6 protein-coding genes are annotated in these 18,277 nt (G+C 64.0%); 1 reads left to right on the forward strand and 5 read right to left on the reverse strand.

Features of this window, described 5'->3' with window-relative positions; translation table 11 throughout:
- Positions 1-4: 4 nt before the first annotated feature.
- The 5 genes from AC0L24_RS32790 to AC0L24_RS32810 form a co-directional block, all read right to left on the reverse strand.
- Positions 5-1,162, reverse strand: coding sequence for an ABC transporter permease (locus AC0L24_RS32790; protein WP_027035013.1), 1,158 nt, complete (start codon positions 1,160-1,162; stop codon positions 5-7).
- Positions 1,163-1,174: 12 nt separating this feature from the next.
- Entirely contained in the window at positions 1,175-2,209 is a 1,035-nt protein-coding gene (locus AC0L24_RS32795) for an ABC transporter permease (protein ID WP_127397585.1), read from the reverse strand.
- Positions 2,210-2,431: 222 nt separating this feature from the next.
- The gene (locus tag AC0L24_RS32800; protein ID WP_473564946.1) at positions 2,432-4,084 is read right to left on the reverse strand and encodes an ABC transporter substrate-binding protein; all 1,653 of its coding nucleotides are present in this window, start codon (positions 4,082-4,084) and stop codon (positions 2,432-2,434) included.
- Between the two features lie 266 nt (positions 4,085-4,350).
- Positions 4,351-10,404 (reverse strand): translocation/assembly module TamB domain-containing protein, encoded by a 6,054-nt coding sequence (locus AC0L24_RS32805; RefSeq protein WP_473564948.1) that lies wholly within the window; start codon positions 10,402-10,404, stop codon positions 4,351-4,353.
- A 3-nt stretch (positions 10,405-10,407) separates the two neighbouring features.
- The gene (locus tag AC0L24_RS32810) at positions 10,408-12,336 is read right to left on the reverse strand and encodes an autotransporter assembly complex protein TamA (protein WP_127398130.1); all 1,929 of its coding nucleotides are present in this window, start codon (positions 12,334-12,336) and stop codon (positions 10,408-10,410) included.
- 272 nt (positions 12,337-12,608) lie between these two features.
- Here AC0L24_RS32810 and AC0L24_RS32815 point away from each other — a divergent pair, with 272 nt between their 5' ends.
- A complete protein-coding gene (locus AC0L24_RS32815; protein ID WP_292681595.1) occupies positions 12,609-18,107 on the forward strand; it encodes an alpha-2-macroglobulin family protein in 5,499 nt (1,832 codons plus the stop codon).
- The last annotated feature ends 170 nt before the right edge of the window (positions 18,108-18,277 follow it).

Below are 18,277 nucleotides of genomic sequence, written 5' to 3' on the forward strand. Positions count from 1 at the left end.
GAGATCAGTCTTTCATCGATTGTTCGCGCAGCGAGTCGGCGAGCAGGTTCAAGCCCAGCACGAACGACATCAGTGCGATCGTCGGCGGTAACGCCGGGTGGATGAAGGAGCGCAGCAGGCGGCTGGCGTCCTTGATCGCGGTGCCCCAGTCCGGACTTTCCGGTGCCAGGCCAAGGCCGAAATAGCCGAGCGTGCCGAGCAGGATGGTGGTGTAGCCGATGCGCAGGCAGGCGTCGACGATCAGTGGCCCGCGCGCATTGGGCAGGATCTCCCACAACATGATGTACCAGGGTGATTCACCGCGCGTCTGCGCGGCCGCCACATAGTCACGCGTCTTGATGTCCATCACCAGGCCACGCACGATGCGGAACACGCCGGGGCTGGAGGCGAACACCACTGCCACGAAGATGTTGAGCTGGTTGGGATCGATATGCACGATCTTCAGCGGATCGGCGTCGAAGACCAGGCCGGCATAGATCCAGCCGCCGAGGATCAGGGTGATGCCGAGCAGGATGTAGAGTCGGTCGGGCCGGTTCTTGTAGCGGGTCCAGAACAGCACGCTGAAAAAGATGATCGGGAACAGGAAGAAGACGCCGGCCATGCCATAGGGGATCGGCGTGTCCATGATGCCCGGCGTCACCAAAAGGTAGAACAGCAGGATGACCGGGAAGGCGAGCACGAGGTTGGCCAGGAACGACAGTACGGTGTCGATCTTGCCGCCATAATAGCCGGCCGGCAGGCCGAGCGTGATGCCGACCATCAGCGCGAAGCCGGTTGCCGCAGGCGCGATGATCAACACGATCTGGCTGCCATAGACCATGCGCGAAAACACGTCGCGCGCCAGCTTGTCGCCGCCGAACAGATAGGTCAGCCCCGATTTCGGTTCGACGGCGCCCGGCAGCACATCCTTCATGATGGGAATCTGGGCCAGCGGGTCGAAGGGAGAAATGGTCGCGGCGAAGATCGCCGTGAACAGCCAGAACAGGCAGATGCCGACGCCGACGATGCCGACGCCGCTGTCGAACAGCTGGCCGTAGAGCGCCAGCTTCTTCTTGTAGGCGAAGCTCGCACCCATGACGATGACGAGCGCGATCCAGACCGGCCAGAAGCGCGACAGCACTTCGAGAACAATGGTGAAGCCACTGATGTATTGAACCGGCATCCGCTTCGCCCCCTACTGAACTCTGATACGCGGATTGAGAAACGCGTAGCCGACATCGGAAATGAGCTGCGTGATCAAGACGATGAACACCGAGACCAGCGAGCAGCCGAGCAAAAGGTCGATGTCGTTGTTGCCGGCCGCCTCGACCAGCGTGTAGCCGAAGCCCTGGTAACGGAACATCACCTCGACGATCACGACGCCGGTGAGCAGCCACGGGAATTGCAGCATGATGACGGTGAACGGTGCGATCAGCGCGTTGCGCAAGGCATGTTTGACCACGACGCTGCCGAAGGAAAGACCCTTCAGCCTGGCAGTGCGGATATATTGCTGCGTCATCACTTCGACCATCGAAGCACGCGTCATGCGGGCGATGTAGCCGATGCCGTAGATCGCCAGCGTCATCACCGGCAAAGTGAAATTGTAGAAGGTGATGCCCTGGCTGGCCGAAGCCGCCGAGCCGTTCAGCCAGCCGAGCCATGAGGCGAAGATGACGGTGAAGATGACGCCCGACACATATTCAGGCGTCGCCGTCGAGGCGATCGACGCCACGGACAGCAACCGGTCGGTTCGCGACCCCTCGCGCATGCCGGCCAGAATGCCGATCAGCAGCGAGATCGGCACCATCACCACCAGCACCCAGAACATCAGGATGCCGGTAGCGCCGAGTGCCGGAAACAGCTTTGAGGCGACGGTCGCCTTGAACTTGGTCGAGCAGCCGAAATCGCCCTGGAAAACGCCGGCGAAGGTCGGCACGAGCGGATCGTTGCAGAAGGAGAAACGCTGCGCCGGCTTGCCGGTCGCCGGGTCTGTAACAGGTTGCTTGGGCACCACACCCAGCCACTGCCCATAGCGGACGAAGAAGTTCTGCCGGTAGCCATGGTTGACCAGCCAGCTCTCGAGCTGCTCGGCCGACGTATGCATTTCGGTCTGGCTGATCGCCAGCTTCTTCAGATTGGGTTCGAGGTTGATCAGGAAGAAGACGACCATGGTCAGGCACAGCATCGTCAATGCCATGGTGCCAAGACGCCTGATAACGAAGGAAAGCATGGCGGCCCCCTGCCGATGGGTTGGGGTTTGAGCCGGCTATGAAAGCCAACCCTGCCGTAACCGGCGGGGCTGGCTGTCAAACAGGCCTTCGGATGCGATCAACCCTGTTTTTGTTGCATGGCCTTGCCCGCGAGTCGCAACTTTTTTGAGAAAGTACGGACCAGCAGGGACGATGCAAAGAGCAAGGGAAGGGAGCGAGCCCCTTCCCCCATGTCGATGCGATCAAGCCTGCTCGAGCCAGACCTTGCCGTAGTCGCGCTCGAAGGTCGGGTGCATCTTGTAGTTCTGCACCACCTTGACCGAGTGGCTGTAGAGCTTGCGCCAGTACGGCTGGATCATGATGCCGGAATCCTGCAGGATCTGCTCGATGTCCTTCATCATTTCTTTGCGCTTGGCGGCGTCGGCAACGGCGAGCGCCGCATTGAGCTTGGCATCCCAGTCCGGATTCGACCAGCCGGCCTCGTTCCAGGCCTCGCCGGTGCGATAGGCGATGGCCAGAACCTGGACGCCGAGCGGGCGCATGTTCCAGTTGGTCATCGACAGCGGATACTTCGTCCAGTCGTTCCAGAACGTCGAACCCGGCAGAACGGTGCGCTTCACCTTGATGCCGGCGTCGCGCATCTGGGCGGCGATCGCATCGCCGGTATTCTTGTGCCAGTCTTCGTCGACAGTGATCAGCTCGTGTTCGAAGTCGGCCTGGCCGGCTTCCGCCATCAGCGCCTTTGCCTTGGCCGGATCACGGGCAACCTTGGGTAGCTCGTAATATTCCGGATGGATCGAGCAGACATGGTGGTTTTCGGCGACCGAGCCGGCATTGCCGTAGCCGAGCTGCAGGACGACATTGTTGTCGACCGCAAGCTGCAGCGCGTTGCGCACCTTCTGGTCGCCATAGGGCTTGTTGTTGACGTTGGTGCGGCAGACGATGGTCGACGCGGTGACGATTTCCGACTTCACCAGGTCCATGCCGTCGAGGATCGACACGTAGTCGGCCGAAGTCTCGAAATTGGTGTGCACTTCGCCGGCTTCGAAAGCGCTGACCATGGCCGCCGGATCGGTGCCGTAGTCGATGAATTCCAGGCCGTCGAGGAACACTTCGCCGTCCCACCACTTGTCGTCGGTGCGGCGCTTGTAGACCACCTTCTGACCGACATCGTAGGAGACGAGTTCGAACGGACCGGTGCCGATCGGGCAGGCCTTGAAGTCGCCGCCCTTCTCATCGAAGGTCTTGTGGACGATGAGGCCGGGATAGTCGCACATGTTCGGAATCAGCGCGATGTCCGGCTTGGTGAGCTTCAGCACGACCGTGTGGTCGTCCGGCATGGTCACGGCGCTTTCGTCGAGCTTGTCGTCCTTGACCAGCGAGCCAAGACGGCCTGGCATGGAATTGCCTTCGGCTTTCTTGTCGGCCCAACGCTTCAGGTTGAAGACGACGTCGGCGGAGGTGAAGGCATCGCCATTCGACCAGGTGACGCCCTTGCGCACATGCAGCGTGTACTGCGTGGCATCGTCGTTGACGTCCCAGCTTTCCAGCAGATAAGGTCGGAACGTGTATTCGGACGTGTACTTGACCAACGGCTCGAGCGCCTGGCGCTCGGCATTGGCGATTTCCGACCAGTCGGCCTTGCGCGGGTCCTTGGGATCCTTAATCCACTGGGCGATCTTCAGCGTGCCGCCCTTCTTGCCCTTTACCTCTTCGGCCTTCGCCGGCGTCGGATCGGCGAGGCCGAGCAAGCCGTAAGCCATTGCCGTCGATGCACCGAAGACGCTGGCCATGGCCAGGAATTCGCGGCGATCCACCTTGCCTGCCTTGGCTTCTTCGGCCATGGCCAGGATGTGATCCGGAACGCGATCGCCATTACTCTTATAAATTGTCATGACTTAACTCCCATTGTTGGCTTTCCGCCTTTTAACATTCCGCATCCAGGCCATGATGTCAAAGACGGCGTGGATTGAGAACATGTTAGGGAATGTGCAACTTTGAAAGGGGAGCGGTTCGCGTGATAACGACAGTCTTGGCGCAAATTTGCTACTGTCCGACGGATTCTTCTGGAATCTCGGTAGTCGATTAAACTGAGACATTTACTCCAGCCCGGACAGCGCCAGAATCGATCCATCATGAGGCCAAAAGTCCTGCCGAACTATCAGTATTCCTTCTCGTAGAAGATGCCGCCCTTGGCTTCGCCGGCATCGTTGGCCTCGCCGCGCAGCTTGACGCCGCGTCCGACATTGAGGTCGATCGTAGCCTTGCCCGAGCCCGGCTTGTCGCCTTTCTGGATCGTGACATAGGTGCGGTCGTTGAGGTATTTGCCCGCCGAAACCGCCGTGCCGCCCTGGTCGTCGGTGGTGACGTCGAGGTCGTCGACACCAATGGCGCTGCGCAGGTTTTCCAGCAGCGACGTCGAGCCGCCGACGCCGGCCAGTTGCCCGGCGGCCTCGGCCAACTGGGCGATCTGCAGCGGCGACAGGTTCGACATCGAGCGCCCGAAGATCAATTGCGCCAGCACCTCGTCCTCGGGCAGCGCCGGCACCGAGGAGAAGGTGAACTTCGGATTGGTCGCCTCGCCCGACACCACGATGGTGACGGTGGCGCCGGTCGTCGTCGTAGTCGCCGTCAAATTGAGATAGGGCACCAGCGAGCCGGAAAATCCGACCGTGCCTTCGGTGAAGGTCAGCCGCTTGCCGAGAATCGACAGCCGTCCGCGCTGCAGGGTGAAGGTGCCGACCGCTTGCGGCGACGAGGCCGGGCCGGTCAGCTTCAGCGAGCCGCCAAGTTCGGCATCGACGCCCCTGCCCTGGATGAAGATCTGGTTCGGCGCGTTGACCGTGACATCGAGTGCAAGGCCGCTACCGCCGCCCTTGCCGCTGGTCGTCGGCGGCCGCAGCGCCTTGTCCTGCGCCTTTACCGCACCTGGCGCGTTCTTGTGCTTGACGTCGAGCGCCGCCAGCGAGCCCGGCAATTTGTCCGGAACGGTGATCACCGTCTTGGCGAGGTTGACGGTGCCGGCAATGACCGGTGCGGAGGTCAGCGGTCCCTTGATCGTAAGGTCGCCGCCGAGATTGGCGGTCACCACCCTTCCGTCCGTATAGCGGCCGTCGACCAGCTTGATCGACAAATCGGCCGGAAAACCCTGCGCCGGGTTGATGCCGACCGTGCCGCTGGCCGACAGGCTGCCGCGCGTCGACAGCGTTCCGGTCAACCGGTTGATCCTGGCGACGCCGCCGGCAATCGAGACATCGGCGGCGAGATCGTTGACGGCGAGGCCGGAGCGCGCATCGACAAGGCGCGCACCCGAGGTGCTGACGCTGCCGCCGATGACGGGCGATGTCGCGGGACCGCGCACCTGCACGTTGACATTGGCGGTTCCGGACAGCGACAGGCCCTGCGCGGCAAGCTTCTGGCTGAGCAGGCCGAACGGCACGACGCCATTGAAGTCGAGCACCAGTGCCGGCGTGCCGGCCGTCGTCACGGTGCCGCCGCCCTTGACGCCAAGGCCGGCTCCATCGCTGACATTGGCATTGAAGGTCAGTTTGTTGGCGCCGAAGGTGCCCGACGAGGAGACACTGACCGCACCGACACCGGCACCGCGGGTCTGCGAGGTCTGCACGCCCGCCGCGTCGAGATTGAAGGCAATGGCGGGATTTGCCGGCGCGCCCGTCACCTTGACCGTGCCTGAGATCGAGCCGGCGGCATCGAGCCCCGGCGAAAAACTGTTGGCGAGCGACATCGGCACCCGCGCCAGCGTCGCATTGATGTCGAGCGCCGTGCCGACCTTGCCGGTCACCGTCGCCGTGCCACCGCCAAGGTTGAGCACCAGCCGGTCCAGCGTCGTCGTGCCATTGGCGATGCTGACGGTCGAGGCCTGGGCAATGGCCGCCTTGATGCCCTGGACGGTCGCCTGGCCGGAGGCAAGCTCGATAGTTGTCGTGCCGTTGGCCACTTTCACCCGGCCGGCGGCCCGCGCCGGAATGCCCTTGACGGTTGCGCCGCCGGCGAAGCCGGTCCAGTCGCCGTCGCGCTTTAAGTCGACATCGATGCCGCTGATCACGGTGCCGCCCGAAATGACGGTGTCGGCGCGGATCTTTCCGGAGATCACGGGCGCCGCCAGATAGTTGGCGACCAGCGCATCGATCGAGACGGCTTTCGCCTGCAGGTCGCCGCGCGTGATCGACGCTGTCGCCGCCTTGATGGCGACCTGCGGTGCGGTGCCGTTCTTCGAAAAGGCGATCGTGCCGCGCACGTCGCCTTCGGCCTTTTCCAGGGCAAGTGCCGCCAGCGGGCCGATATCGGGCAGGTCGAGCGCGATGGTGCCGACCGGCACGAACTTCTCGTCCAGCGCCAGATCGCCGGAAATCCTGTTCTTGCCGAGCGACAGCAGCAGGCCGTTGATGGCGCTCTTGCCGTCCGCCGTCGCCAGCACCGCACTGCCTTGCAGCGCCTGGCCGGCGACATTGCCGGTCAGTTGCACATTCGCCGCCGGATTGGCGGCGTCGGCCTTGCCGGTGGCGGTCAGCTTCAACCCGGTGATCTCTCGCGCCGCCACGAGAAGGCGGTCGCTGTCGACCGTCAGTGACAGATCCGGCGCAGTGGCCGGCCCCTGTGCGTTCAACGCAAAGGCGATGGCGCCCTTGGCATCCTTCGACAGCAGCGAGATGTCGCTCAGCGCGCCCTTGATGTCGGCGGCCACCTTGTTGTCGGCAAGGCTGGCATGCCCGTCGGCGGTCAGCGCACCCGAGGTCAACTTCAATCCGCCTATGTTGATGCTGCCGTTGGGGTCGCGCTTCAGCGTGGCGCTGATCTCAGCGCGTTCGCCAAGCATGCCGCGCGCCGCCGCCGGCAAGGCCGACGATGGGGCATCCGCCTTCAGGTTGAGGTCTATGGCACCGTCTCGCAGCGATACCTGGCCGGCGACCTGGCTGTTCAGCGCATCGCTCTTGAGCGAGCCGCTGTCGATGGCAAACAGGTCGGCCGTCAGGCGGCCGCTGACGGCTGCCGTGACCTTGCCGGCGATCAGCGGCGCGATCACCGGATTGTTGAGACCGACCTTGTCCACCGACACCGTGCCGGAAACCGGCCCTGCACGGTTCTTGAGATCGAACGCATCCGAATGCAACGCCATGGCAAGCCCCTCCACCCTCGCCGGGCTGGTGACGATCGAGGGCAGGATCGCCGAGACATCCAGGCGGGCCCGCGTGCTCTCGCCCGCCACCTTTGCCGACAAGGACTGGATCTCGATCTTGACCGGGCTCTCGGCGCTGCCGACAGTCAGGGGCAGGCTGGGGCCGGATGAGATGAGATCGAGCACAAAATCGCTGGCGCCGTTCGGGTTGAGGGTGCCGGTTGCCTTGCCGGAAACCTTGTCGCCGGTCAGCGTCACCTGATCGAGCACCACGCCGCCGGCAATCGTGTAGCTGCCGGCCGCATCGACGGCGAGCGGTCCGAGCCCGGCCTGCCGGGTCTGGCTGGTTTCGATGCCGGCCAGTTGCGCATTGAAGCGGACATCGGGAGCGGCCGGCGGTCCGGTCACACCAGCCGTGCCGCTGAGCGTGCCCACAGCATCGAGGCCGGGCGAAAATCCATTGGCGAGCGCCGCGGGCAGTGCCGAAAATTGCGCCGCGAGATCGAGCGTCTGGCCAGCTGTCCCGGACAAGGTCACCGAGCCGCCGCCGACGTCGAGCGCCAGCCTTTCGATGCTGGTCGTGCCGTTGGCGATGCTTAGTGTCGACGCCTGGGCGATTGCCGCCTTGATGCCGCGAACCGTCGCCTCGCCCGAGGCAATCTCGATGCTCGTCGTGCCGTCGGCGATCTTCACCCGGCCGGCAGCGGTCGCCGGAATGCCCGCTATGGTGGCGCCGCCGGTAAAATTGGTCCAGTCGCCATCACGCTTCAGGTCGACGCCGATGCCGCCGATTTCCGTGGTCCCGGAGGTGACGCTGTCGGCCTTGATCGTACCCGCGATCGCCGGCGCCTTGAGATAATTGGCGATCAGCGCATTGACGGTGATGGCCTTGGCCGTCACCTCGCCACGCGCGATCGATGTGCTCTTCGCATCGATCGCAACGGAGGGCGCGTCGCGATCCCCCGCGAAGCGGATGGTTCCGTCGATGTCTCCCGTTATCGCCTGGCCGGCAAGTGCGGCCAGCTGGTCAATGGCAGGTGCATCGAGCGTCAGCGTGCCGAGCGGCATGAATTTGTCGTCGAGCGCGAGATCACCCGAGACCTTGTTGTCGCCGAGCGAGACCAGAAAACCATTGATCGAACGCTTGCCTTCGCTCGTCACCAGCGCTGCTTTGATGTCGAGCGGCTGGTCGTCGACGGAGCCGGTCAGCGAGACATTGGCGGCGGGACTGGTGATATCGGCATTGCCGCTAGCCGTCAGCTTGATGCTCTTCACCGTGCGGCCCGATGCCGTCAGGCTGTCGCTATCGGCGGTAACCGTGAAATCCGGCGCCGTCATGGCGCCGCTTGCCGACAGCGCGAAATCGACGCCACCGGCAACCGGCACGCCGACTGTCGGCGACAGCACGGAAACGTCGCCCAGTTTGCCCTTGATGTCGGCCTGGATATCGGTGCCTTGCATGCTGGCCGTGCCGGCGGCGCTGAGCGTGCCGGAGGTGAATTCGATCGAATTCGCGGCGAAGGATCCCTGCGGATCGCGGGCCGCGCTGGCCGAGAATTTCACCCTAGCGCCGAGCACCGAGGCGATCTGCGGCGGAAAGGCCGTCGCCACGGCATCCGCGTTCATCTTCAGCTGCATCGACAGGTCGGCAAGCGCCACCGTCGCGGTCAGCGAGGCGTTGAGCGCGTCGGAACGCAGCGTGCCCTGGTCGACGGCAATGGCGTCCTTGCTGACCGACCCGGCCAGATCGACATCGATCTTGCCGGTGATCAGCGGCGCCAGCGTCGCCACGTCGGTGTTGAGGCCGCCCGCCTCCAGCTTGACGGTGACCGGCCCGGCGCGGTTCTGGATGTCAAAACCCTCGGAATGGATCTGGGCCGCCAGATCGTCCAGCCGCGTGCCACCGGCGACGATGGAGACGAAGGAGGCGCCGATGTCGATGATCGGCGCCTTGCCGTCGCCGAAGGCCCGGGCGGTGGCATTGCTGATCGCCAGCGTGATCGGCTGCGCCTTGCTGCCGACGCTGATCACCACGGGCGGCCCCTTGGCGGCGAGTTCGACCGAGAGGTCGCTGGCGCCGGCAGGATCGACAATGCCGGTCGCGGTGCCGTGCACCGCATCGCTGTCGATGTTCGCGCGGTCGACACTGACGCCACCGGCCGATGTGGCGGTGCCGGCAACGTCGAAACTGGTCTTGCCGGCAAACAGCGGCTTGAGATTCTCAGGCAGGAAGCGAGCGAAATCGCCGTCGCCCTTGGCCTCGATATGATTGCCCTTGTCGGTCAGTTGGTGGCGACCCGTCAGCTGGGTGACGATCTTGCCGTCGACTGAGAACGTGCCGATGCCGTTCCAGTTGGCGAGCGGCCCGGTGCCCGAGACATCTATGTCGACCGGCGGCGTGTCGGGCAGCTTGAGCAGGTTGGCGATGATACCGCCTGCCGGCTCCGAGGCCTTCAGGTCGAGATCGAGCCTGTTGTCTGCCGGCGCAAAGTGGATCTTGGCGTCGACATTACCTTGCTTGCCGTCATGACGGGTGATGTTGAGCACCGTCTCGACCGCCAGTGGCGCGGCATCGGCCTTGACCGATCCCTTGGCCGCAAGCTCGGCGACGCCGCTGCCGGCCAGTTGCTGGCCAAGCGCGATCTCGGGCAGATCGATCTGCTTGATGTCGATGGAAACCGGCAGCGTCGTCGTACCCCCGCTCGGCGCTGGCTGCGTGCTGGTCACCGGCAATCGCGCCAGTTCGATACGCTCGGCAGCGATACGGTCGGCGCTGAAGTTTTTCGACAGCAGCGCCAGCGGCGACCAGTCGACGGCCACCTTGCGCGCCACCAGCCAGGCGCCCTCGCGGTCCTCCAGCACGACATGGTCGACGCTGAGCGCCCCGGACCAGATGCCGTCTATGCCGCTGACCGTGATCTTGCGGTCATCGTTCGAAGCCAGCCGCGAAATGATGCCGGCGAGATTGTCGCGGCCGCGCTCGGTCTTGGTCAGCACCACCAGCGCGCCGATCGCTCCCGCAACCACGATCAGCAGCGTGTAAAGGACAATGCGGAGGATGCGCCAGACTGTTTTCATCGCTCAGAATGCCTGCCCGATGCCGGCATAGATGCCGAAACGCGGGTCGCCCGGATCGCGGTTGAGCGGCACGGCGGCATCGATGCGCAGTGGCCCGAACGGCGTGACATAGCGCAGGCCGACGCCGGCGCCGACCTTGACATCGGAGAAATCGGGAGCCGATTTGGTCGATACGGTGCCGGCGTCGACGAACGGCACGATGCCGATCGTATCGGTGATGGCGATGCGCATCTCGACCGAGGTTTCGAAGAAGGAGAGGCCGCCGATCGGCTGGCCGGTGAAGTCCTTGGGTCCGATGCCCTGATAGGCATAGCCGCGCACCGAACCGCCGCCCCCGGAATAAAAGCGCCGGTCGGCTGGCACATGTTCGAGGCTGGTGCCGACGATCGAACCGATGGCGACACGTTCGGCCAGCACGAATTTCGAAGCCGAGTCCAGCGACTGATAGGCCGACCCTTCGCCCCTCAGCTTCAGGAACGCCGCACCGCTCAAAATGTCGTAGCTGGGCTCGGCATAGGCCAGCACCCGGAAGCCGCTTGTCGGGTTCAGCCGGTTGTCCCGGTTGTCATAGACATATTGCAGCGGGATGCTGGCGATCAGGTATTTGTGCTTGCCGAAAGCGTCGTGGATGCGGGAATAGTCGAGCGCCACCTCGGCGGAAACCGTCTGCTTCTTGGTCAGCTCGTAGGACAGCCCGGTGCTGCCCTTGACCGAGAAATGGTCATAGGCGTCAGGATGTTCGAGTACCGTCTTGACGCCGGCGAAGAACTTCGATGCCGGCCCGATCACGCCCGGCTTTTCGAACATGATGCCGGCATTGTAGTTGAGCTCGCCGAGATCATTGCTGCCGATGCCACTGATCTTGCCGTCGATGCGCAGCTTCTCGGCCCGGCCGAACAAATTTCGGTGGCCCCAATAACCTTCCAGGCCCAGCCCCTCGGTGTTGGAGAAGGTGCCGCCGACGCCGAAATAGCGTGGCTTGCGCTCGCTGACCTGGACGCCGATCGGAATGTTGCCGTCGGCATCGAGCGTGTCGGCTTCCTTGAACGTCACACTGTTGAAGACCTCGAGCGCCAGCAGCCGGTCGCGCGCGTCATCGATCTCTTGCGGCGAGTACTGCCGGCCGCGCTTGAGGCCGGTCATGTATTCGGTGAAGTCGCGGTCGACCTTTTCGGTGCCTTCCACCGTTGTGTCGCCATAGCCGGCGACCGGCCCAGCGGCGACCGTCAGCGTCACGTCCAGCGTCGAAGTAGCGTGGTCGGCGACGATCTGCCGGTCCGTCACCTCTGCCAGCGGCCTGCCTTGCTCCTTCAGCGTCCGCACGATCAGCGCCTCGGCCTTGAGCACAGCGCCGGATCCCGCATCGCCGCCTGATATCAAGCCGTAATCGGCGCTCATCAGCCCTGCCGCGTCGCCCTCAAGGTGGATATTGCCCAAGGTGAATTTCGGCCCGCTGGCAATGTCGATGACCACGGGAACCGGCTGCGGCCCCTTGAATTCGGCATCCGGCGGCAAATCGTCGAGCGGCTTGCCGTCGATGGTGACGGTGACGACGCCTTCGTAGCGGGCATCGGCATAGAGCGCGGCGACAAGCTGTTCGCGGTCGCTGCGCGCCTTGGCCATCAGTCCGAGCGAACCGGAAACCGGACGCTCCTCGTCACTCTTCAGCGCAGAGGCATTTTCGAGCTTCTTGACCAGATCCTTGTCGGCGTCGGGGGCGGAAATGGTCACGGCGTAACGCAGGGGATCGACGATATCGGCATCCTCGTCGCTGGACGACCCCCACAGCTTGATGCCGAAAAGCTCGAAAGCGGCCGCCGGCCGCGATTCGGCGACGAGCACGGTCGAGCACATCATGGCCAACAGCAGGGCGCGCGGAAGCGCACGCCCTGGCGCGCGACCTCCTGACATCTGCTCTTCATGCGCCGGCATTAAGACAACCTAGTTTACAAAACTAAAATTGGAATGAAGTTCTGAAGCGCTCGTAAAGGGGCCACAATCCAATTGTCTGAAATAGGGCGGGCTTGGAATTCACACCTTTTGCGTCGCCGCAAGAAAGCGTGATCCCCTGTCCTATGGAGGTACTACCGGTGATCGGCCGGAAAGGAAACCGTTGGCAGGCGGAACCCTGCCGCGTCCTTGTGTTGACAAGCCTGACTGAAGCTTGATCATGCCCGGACGTCAGCTGTGTCTGGAGGGGTGTTATGGCAATGCGCGCGGCTCGTGGTCTGTCTATCCTGATTCTTCTGTTTCTCGCCTGGGCCAATGTCCTGGCCTGGAGCAGCGCCGCGCAAGCGGCCGAGGCCCGGCGGATCGCGACAACGGACAATTCCGATTATTTCGGCTTTGATCTCAGGTCCGACCAGAATGTGACAATCGACCAGTGCAAGACGACATGCCTGGGAGACCCGGCCTGCCGCGCCTTCACTTACAACAAAAAAGCCAAATGGTGCTTCCTCAAATCCGACTACAACCAGCTGAAAACCTTCAACGGCGCGGTCGCGGGCAAGGTCGTCAACATCGATGGCGATCCTGATATCGGCGCGCCGCCGGAACTCGCTTTCTTCCCCAACTGGATGGCCGATCAGGCCCAGCAATACCGCAACAAGCTGCTCGGCCCGGCCTATGACAAGCCGACCGAAGGCATGGCTGCCTTGCTGAACGCCGCCGAACAGGCCGTGCTGACCGGGGATCACCGCTCCGCCATGCTGAAATACGAGGCCGCGGTCTCGGTGCTGCCCGATGATGGCCAGCTCTGGCTTAACCTGGCGCGTGAAACGCTGGCCGTTCAGCCTGCAGCAAGCACCTCCGAAGCCTCCACTTTGCCGGCGAACAGCACGTCGGCCGCTTTCAATGCCTATAAATTGCTGCGCACCACCAAGACGCGCGCCGAAGTGCTGGCGCTGCTCGGCAACGGGCTCGACAAGCGCGATCTCTACCGGCCGGCGCTGCAGGCCTATGAAGCCAGCCTTGCCCTGAACCCTTCGCCGGCGGTCCAGGCCGACTATGCCGATCTCAAGGCCCGCAAGGGTTTCCGCGTTATCGACCACACCATCGACGCCGACACCAGCGCGCCGCGCATTTGCGCGCAATTCTCCGAGGATCTGGTCAAGACCGGCGTCGACTACGCGCAGTTCGTCACCGTCGACAACGCGCCGCCCAAGGGCGTCGAGGCCAAGGACAAGCAAATCTGCGTCGAAGGACTGGAGCATGGCCAGCACTACGACGTCACTTTCCGCGCCGGCCTGCCGGCGGCAATCGGCGAGGTGACCGCGGCCCCGGTGGTGCTGTCGATCTATGTGCAGGACCGCGCACCGTCCGCCCGCTTCACCGGTGACAGCTTCGTGCTGCCGGCCGGCGCGCGCCGCGGCATTCCGATCGTCACCGTCAACATGAACGCCGCCGAAATGAAGCTCTACCGCATCGGCGATCGTTCGCTGGCCCAGCTTCTGTCGGGCTACCAGTTCCTGCACCAGCTCGACGGCTACGACATCTCCAACATTTCCGAGCAGATGGGCGCGCCGGTCTGGCAAGGCCAGCTCGACATCGCCAATGATCTCAACAAGGAGGTCACCACCTCCTTCCCGGTTGACGAGGCGCTGCCGCAGCGCAAGCCCGGCGTCTATGTGCTGACCGCGCAGGCCGTCAATGACAAGAGCGACGACTACAATTCGATGGCCACGCAATGGTTCGTCGTCTCCGACATCGGCCTGTCGACTTATACCGGCCAGGATGGGTTGAATGTCTTTGCCCGTTCGCTGGGCAGCGCCAAGCCGATCGCCGGCGCCGAACTGACGCTGGTTGCCAGGAACAATGAGGTTCTCGGCACGGCGACATCGGATGCCGATGGCCATGCCGTCTTCAACCCCGGCCTGACGCGCGGCGACGGCGGCATGGTGCCGGCCGTGCTGATGGCCAAGCAGGGCGACAATGATTTCGTCTTCCTCGACATGGGCCGGGCCGGCTTCGATCTGTCCGACCGCGGCGTCACCGGGCGCGCGGCGCCAGGAGCCCTGGACGTCTATGCCTGGACCGAACGCGGCATCTACCGTGCCGGCGAGGATGTCCATGTCGCGGCCCTTGCCCGCGACGGCGCCGCCAAGGCGGTCGAGAACCTGCCGCTGACCTTCGTCTTCTCGCGCCCCGACGGTGTCGAAAGCCGCCGCATCGTCAGTGACGGCGCTTCGGCCGGTGGCCATGCCGTCGACCTGCCGCTCGAACCCAACGCCATGCGAGGCACCTGGTCGGTGTCGATCTACACCGATCCCAAGCAGCCGGCGGTGGCCAGCCAGATGTTCCTGGTCGAGGATTTCGTGCCGGATCGCATCGAATTCGATATGAAGGCCGACAAGCAGGAAATCGCCCAGGGCGAAACCGCCAACATCGACATTGACGGCCGCTTCCTCTATGGCGCGCCGGCGGCGGGCCTGGCGCTGGAAGGCGAGTTGACGCTGTCGACGTCGCGCCACTGGGACCGTTTCCAGGGCTTTTCATTCGGTCTTGCCGACGAGCAGTCGGCCGAACCCACGGTCACCCCCCTCGCCGGTCTGCCGGTGGTTGGCGATGACGGCAAGGTGACCTTCCCGGTCTCCGTCGACCAACTGCCCTCGACCACCAAGCTGGTCGACGCCAAGGTGACGGTGAGGATGCGCGAAACCGGCGGCCGCGCCATCGAGCGTTCGCTCAACATCGGCATCCGCCCGCAAGGCCATATGATCGGCATCCGTCCGGATTTCGCGGACAATGAAGTGCCCCAGGGCGGCACCGCCAAGTTCAGCCTGATCGCCGTCGATCCCGACGGCAAGCGCGAGGCGCTGAAAGGCGCGCAGTGGACGCTGGTCAAGGTCGAACGCAATTACCAGTGGTACCGCTCCAACAATTCCTGGAACTACGAGCCGGTCACCTTCACCAAGTCGATCGCCAACGGTCAGGTCGACCTCAGCGCCGACGGCGACGCGACGGTCTCCGTGCCGGTCGATTGGGGTCAGTATCGCCTCGAGGTCGAAACATCGGATCCCGAGGGACCGGCGACAAGCTACGAGTTCGATGCCGGCTGGTATGTCTCCTCGACCACCACCGAAACGCCTGACGGCCTCGAAATCGCCCTCGACAAGGACAATTATGCCGCCGGCGAAGTGGCCAAGCTGAAAGTCTCGCCGCATTTTGCCGGCGAACTTCTCATCAACATCGGTTCCGACAAACTGTTGAAGACCGTCACGGCATCCGTGCCGGCCGGCGGCAGCACGGTCGACATACCGGTCGGCGACGATTGGGGTGCCGGTGCCTATGTCACGGCAACGCTTTTCAGGCCGGGCGATGCGCAGGAAACGCGCATGCCGGCCCGCGCCATCGGCGTGAAATGGCTGAAGGTCGATCCGGGCTCGAAGAAGCTCGCCATCACCTTGACGCCGCCGGACAAGACCATGCCGCGCCAGCAGCTGTCGATCCCGGTTTCGGTCGCCGGCGTGCAGCCGGGAAGCAATGCCTACGTCATGGTTGCCGCCGTCGATGTCGGCATCCTCAACCTGACCAACTACAAGGCGCCGGATCCGGAGAACTGGTTCTTCGGCCAGCGCATGCTGGGCATGGAAATCCGCGACATATACGGCCGCCTGATCGATGGCTCGCTCGGCAATACCGGCAAGCTCCGGACCGGCGGCGACGGCGCCAACATGCAGGCGCAAGGCAACCCGCCGACCGAAAAACTGGTCGCCTTCTTCTCCGGCATCGTCGAACTCGATGCCGACGGCAAGGCGCGCGTCGACTTCGACATCCCGCAGTTCAACGGCACCGTGCGCGTCATGGCCGTCGCCTGGACCAAGGATGCGGTCGGCCACGCCCAGTCCGATGTCATCGTGCGCGATCCCATCGTGATCACCGCTGGCCTGCCACGCTTCTTGGCGCCTGGTGACGCCGCCGTCATGCGCCTAGACGTCGCCGACACCGATGGTCCGGCCGGCGACTATGCGTTCTCGATCGAAACAACGGGTGACCTGTCGACCGGCGACAAGCCCCTGCCCCAGAAGCTGACGCTCGCCCAGGGCAAGCGCCAGACGCTGACCGTGCCGCTGGTCGCTCAGACGGCCGGCAATGCCTCGCTCACCATCAAGCTTGCCCATGCCGACGGCACCAGGGTCGAGCAGACGCTCTATGTGCCGGTGCGCCCGGCGCAATTGCCGGTGACCACCCGGCTGGTGGTCGACCTCAAGGGCAATGGCGGCGCGCTGCGCGTCGACAAGGAACTGCTGGCAGCCAGCCTGCTCAACGGCGCCTCCGTCAGTGTCGGCGTTTCGCAGGCCGCCGCCTTCGACGTGCCGTCGCTGCTGATGACGCTCGACCGCTACCCCTATGGTTGCGCCGAGCAGACCACCAGCCGCGCCATGCCGCTTCTCTACGTCAATGAGTTGGCTTCCGGCGTCGGCATGGCCAGCGATCCCGATATCCATGGCCGCATCCAGGACGCCATCTATAAGGTTCTGAGCTATCAGGCCTCGGGCGGCAGCTTCGGCCTGTGGGGTCCGGGCTCCGGCGATCTGTGGCTTGATTCCTATGTCACCGACTTCCTGACCAGGGCGCGCGAGCAGAAATACGACGTGCCGAGCCTGGCCATGAACCAGGCGCTGAGCAATTTGCAGAACTCGCTCGGCTACGACCAGAGCGTCCAGGACCGTGGCAGCGAGATCGCCTACGCCCTCTACGTTCTGGCCCGCAACAAGAAGGCCTCGATCGGCGACCTGCGCTACTATGCGGATACCCAACTCGAAGCTTTCTCAAGCCCGATGGCCGTTGCCCAGCTGGCGGCAAGCCTGGCGCTCTACGGCGATACACCGCGCGCCGAAGCCACCTTCAAGACCGCCTTGCAGTTGGCAAAGTCGACCACCGACTACGACTACTACCGCTCCGACTACGGTTCGCGGCTGCGTGATGGCGCGGCGATGCTGGCGCTGGCGGCGGAATCGAAGCCGGTGCCGACAATCGTGCCGGAACTGATCAAGCTGGTGACCAGGGAACGCGCGGAAGCCCGCTGGACCACCACCCAGGACGAATCCTGGATGCTGCTGGCGGCCCGCGCGCTGAAGGAGGGCAATGATACGATCACGCTGGCCGTCAATGGCGCGGCGCATTCCGGCGGCTACTCCAACCAGGTGGAAGGCTCTGACCTGGCCGACAGCCCGCTGACCATCGCCAACACCGGCAAGACCCCGCTGCAGGCCGTCGTCACCACCGTGGCGTCGCCGGTCCAGCCCTTGCCGGCCGGCGGCGACGGCTTCACCATCAACCGCACCTACTACAAGCTCGACGGCACCGAGGCCAATGTCACCGAGGCGACGCAGAACGAACGCTATGTCGTCGTGCTCAAGGTCAACGAGCAGAACAAATGGCCGTCGCGCCTGCTGGTCACCGACCTGTTGCCGGCCGGCTTCGAGATCGACAATCCCGGCCTGGTCTCCAGCGCCCAGTTGACGAACTTCTCGTGGCTGGCGCAGACCGATGCCGCGCATCTCGAATTCCGCGACGACCGTTTCGTCGCGGCGTTCAACCCGGCCGACGGCGATCATGACCACAATCTGACGCTCGCCTATGTCGTGCGCGCGGTGACGCCTGGTACCTATGCGCACCCGGCGGCAACGGTGGAGGACATGTACCGGCCGCAATATTCGGCCCGCACCGCCACCGGCATGATGGAGATCAAGGCGCCGTAAGGCGCCTTGGCGAATATGAAAGTGAGGCTTGTGCTGCCCCTCATTGCCCTGCCGGGCATTTCTCCCCGTATAGTGACGGGGAGAAAGAGGCCTTGTCCGAACCGGATAGATAGGTAACAGAATGGACTGATTAGATGGGTGACAGTTTTCTTGTCCGCCGGGAGGACCGG

The organism is Mesorhizobium sp. WSM4809, assembly GCF_055811655.1.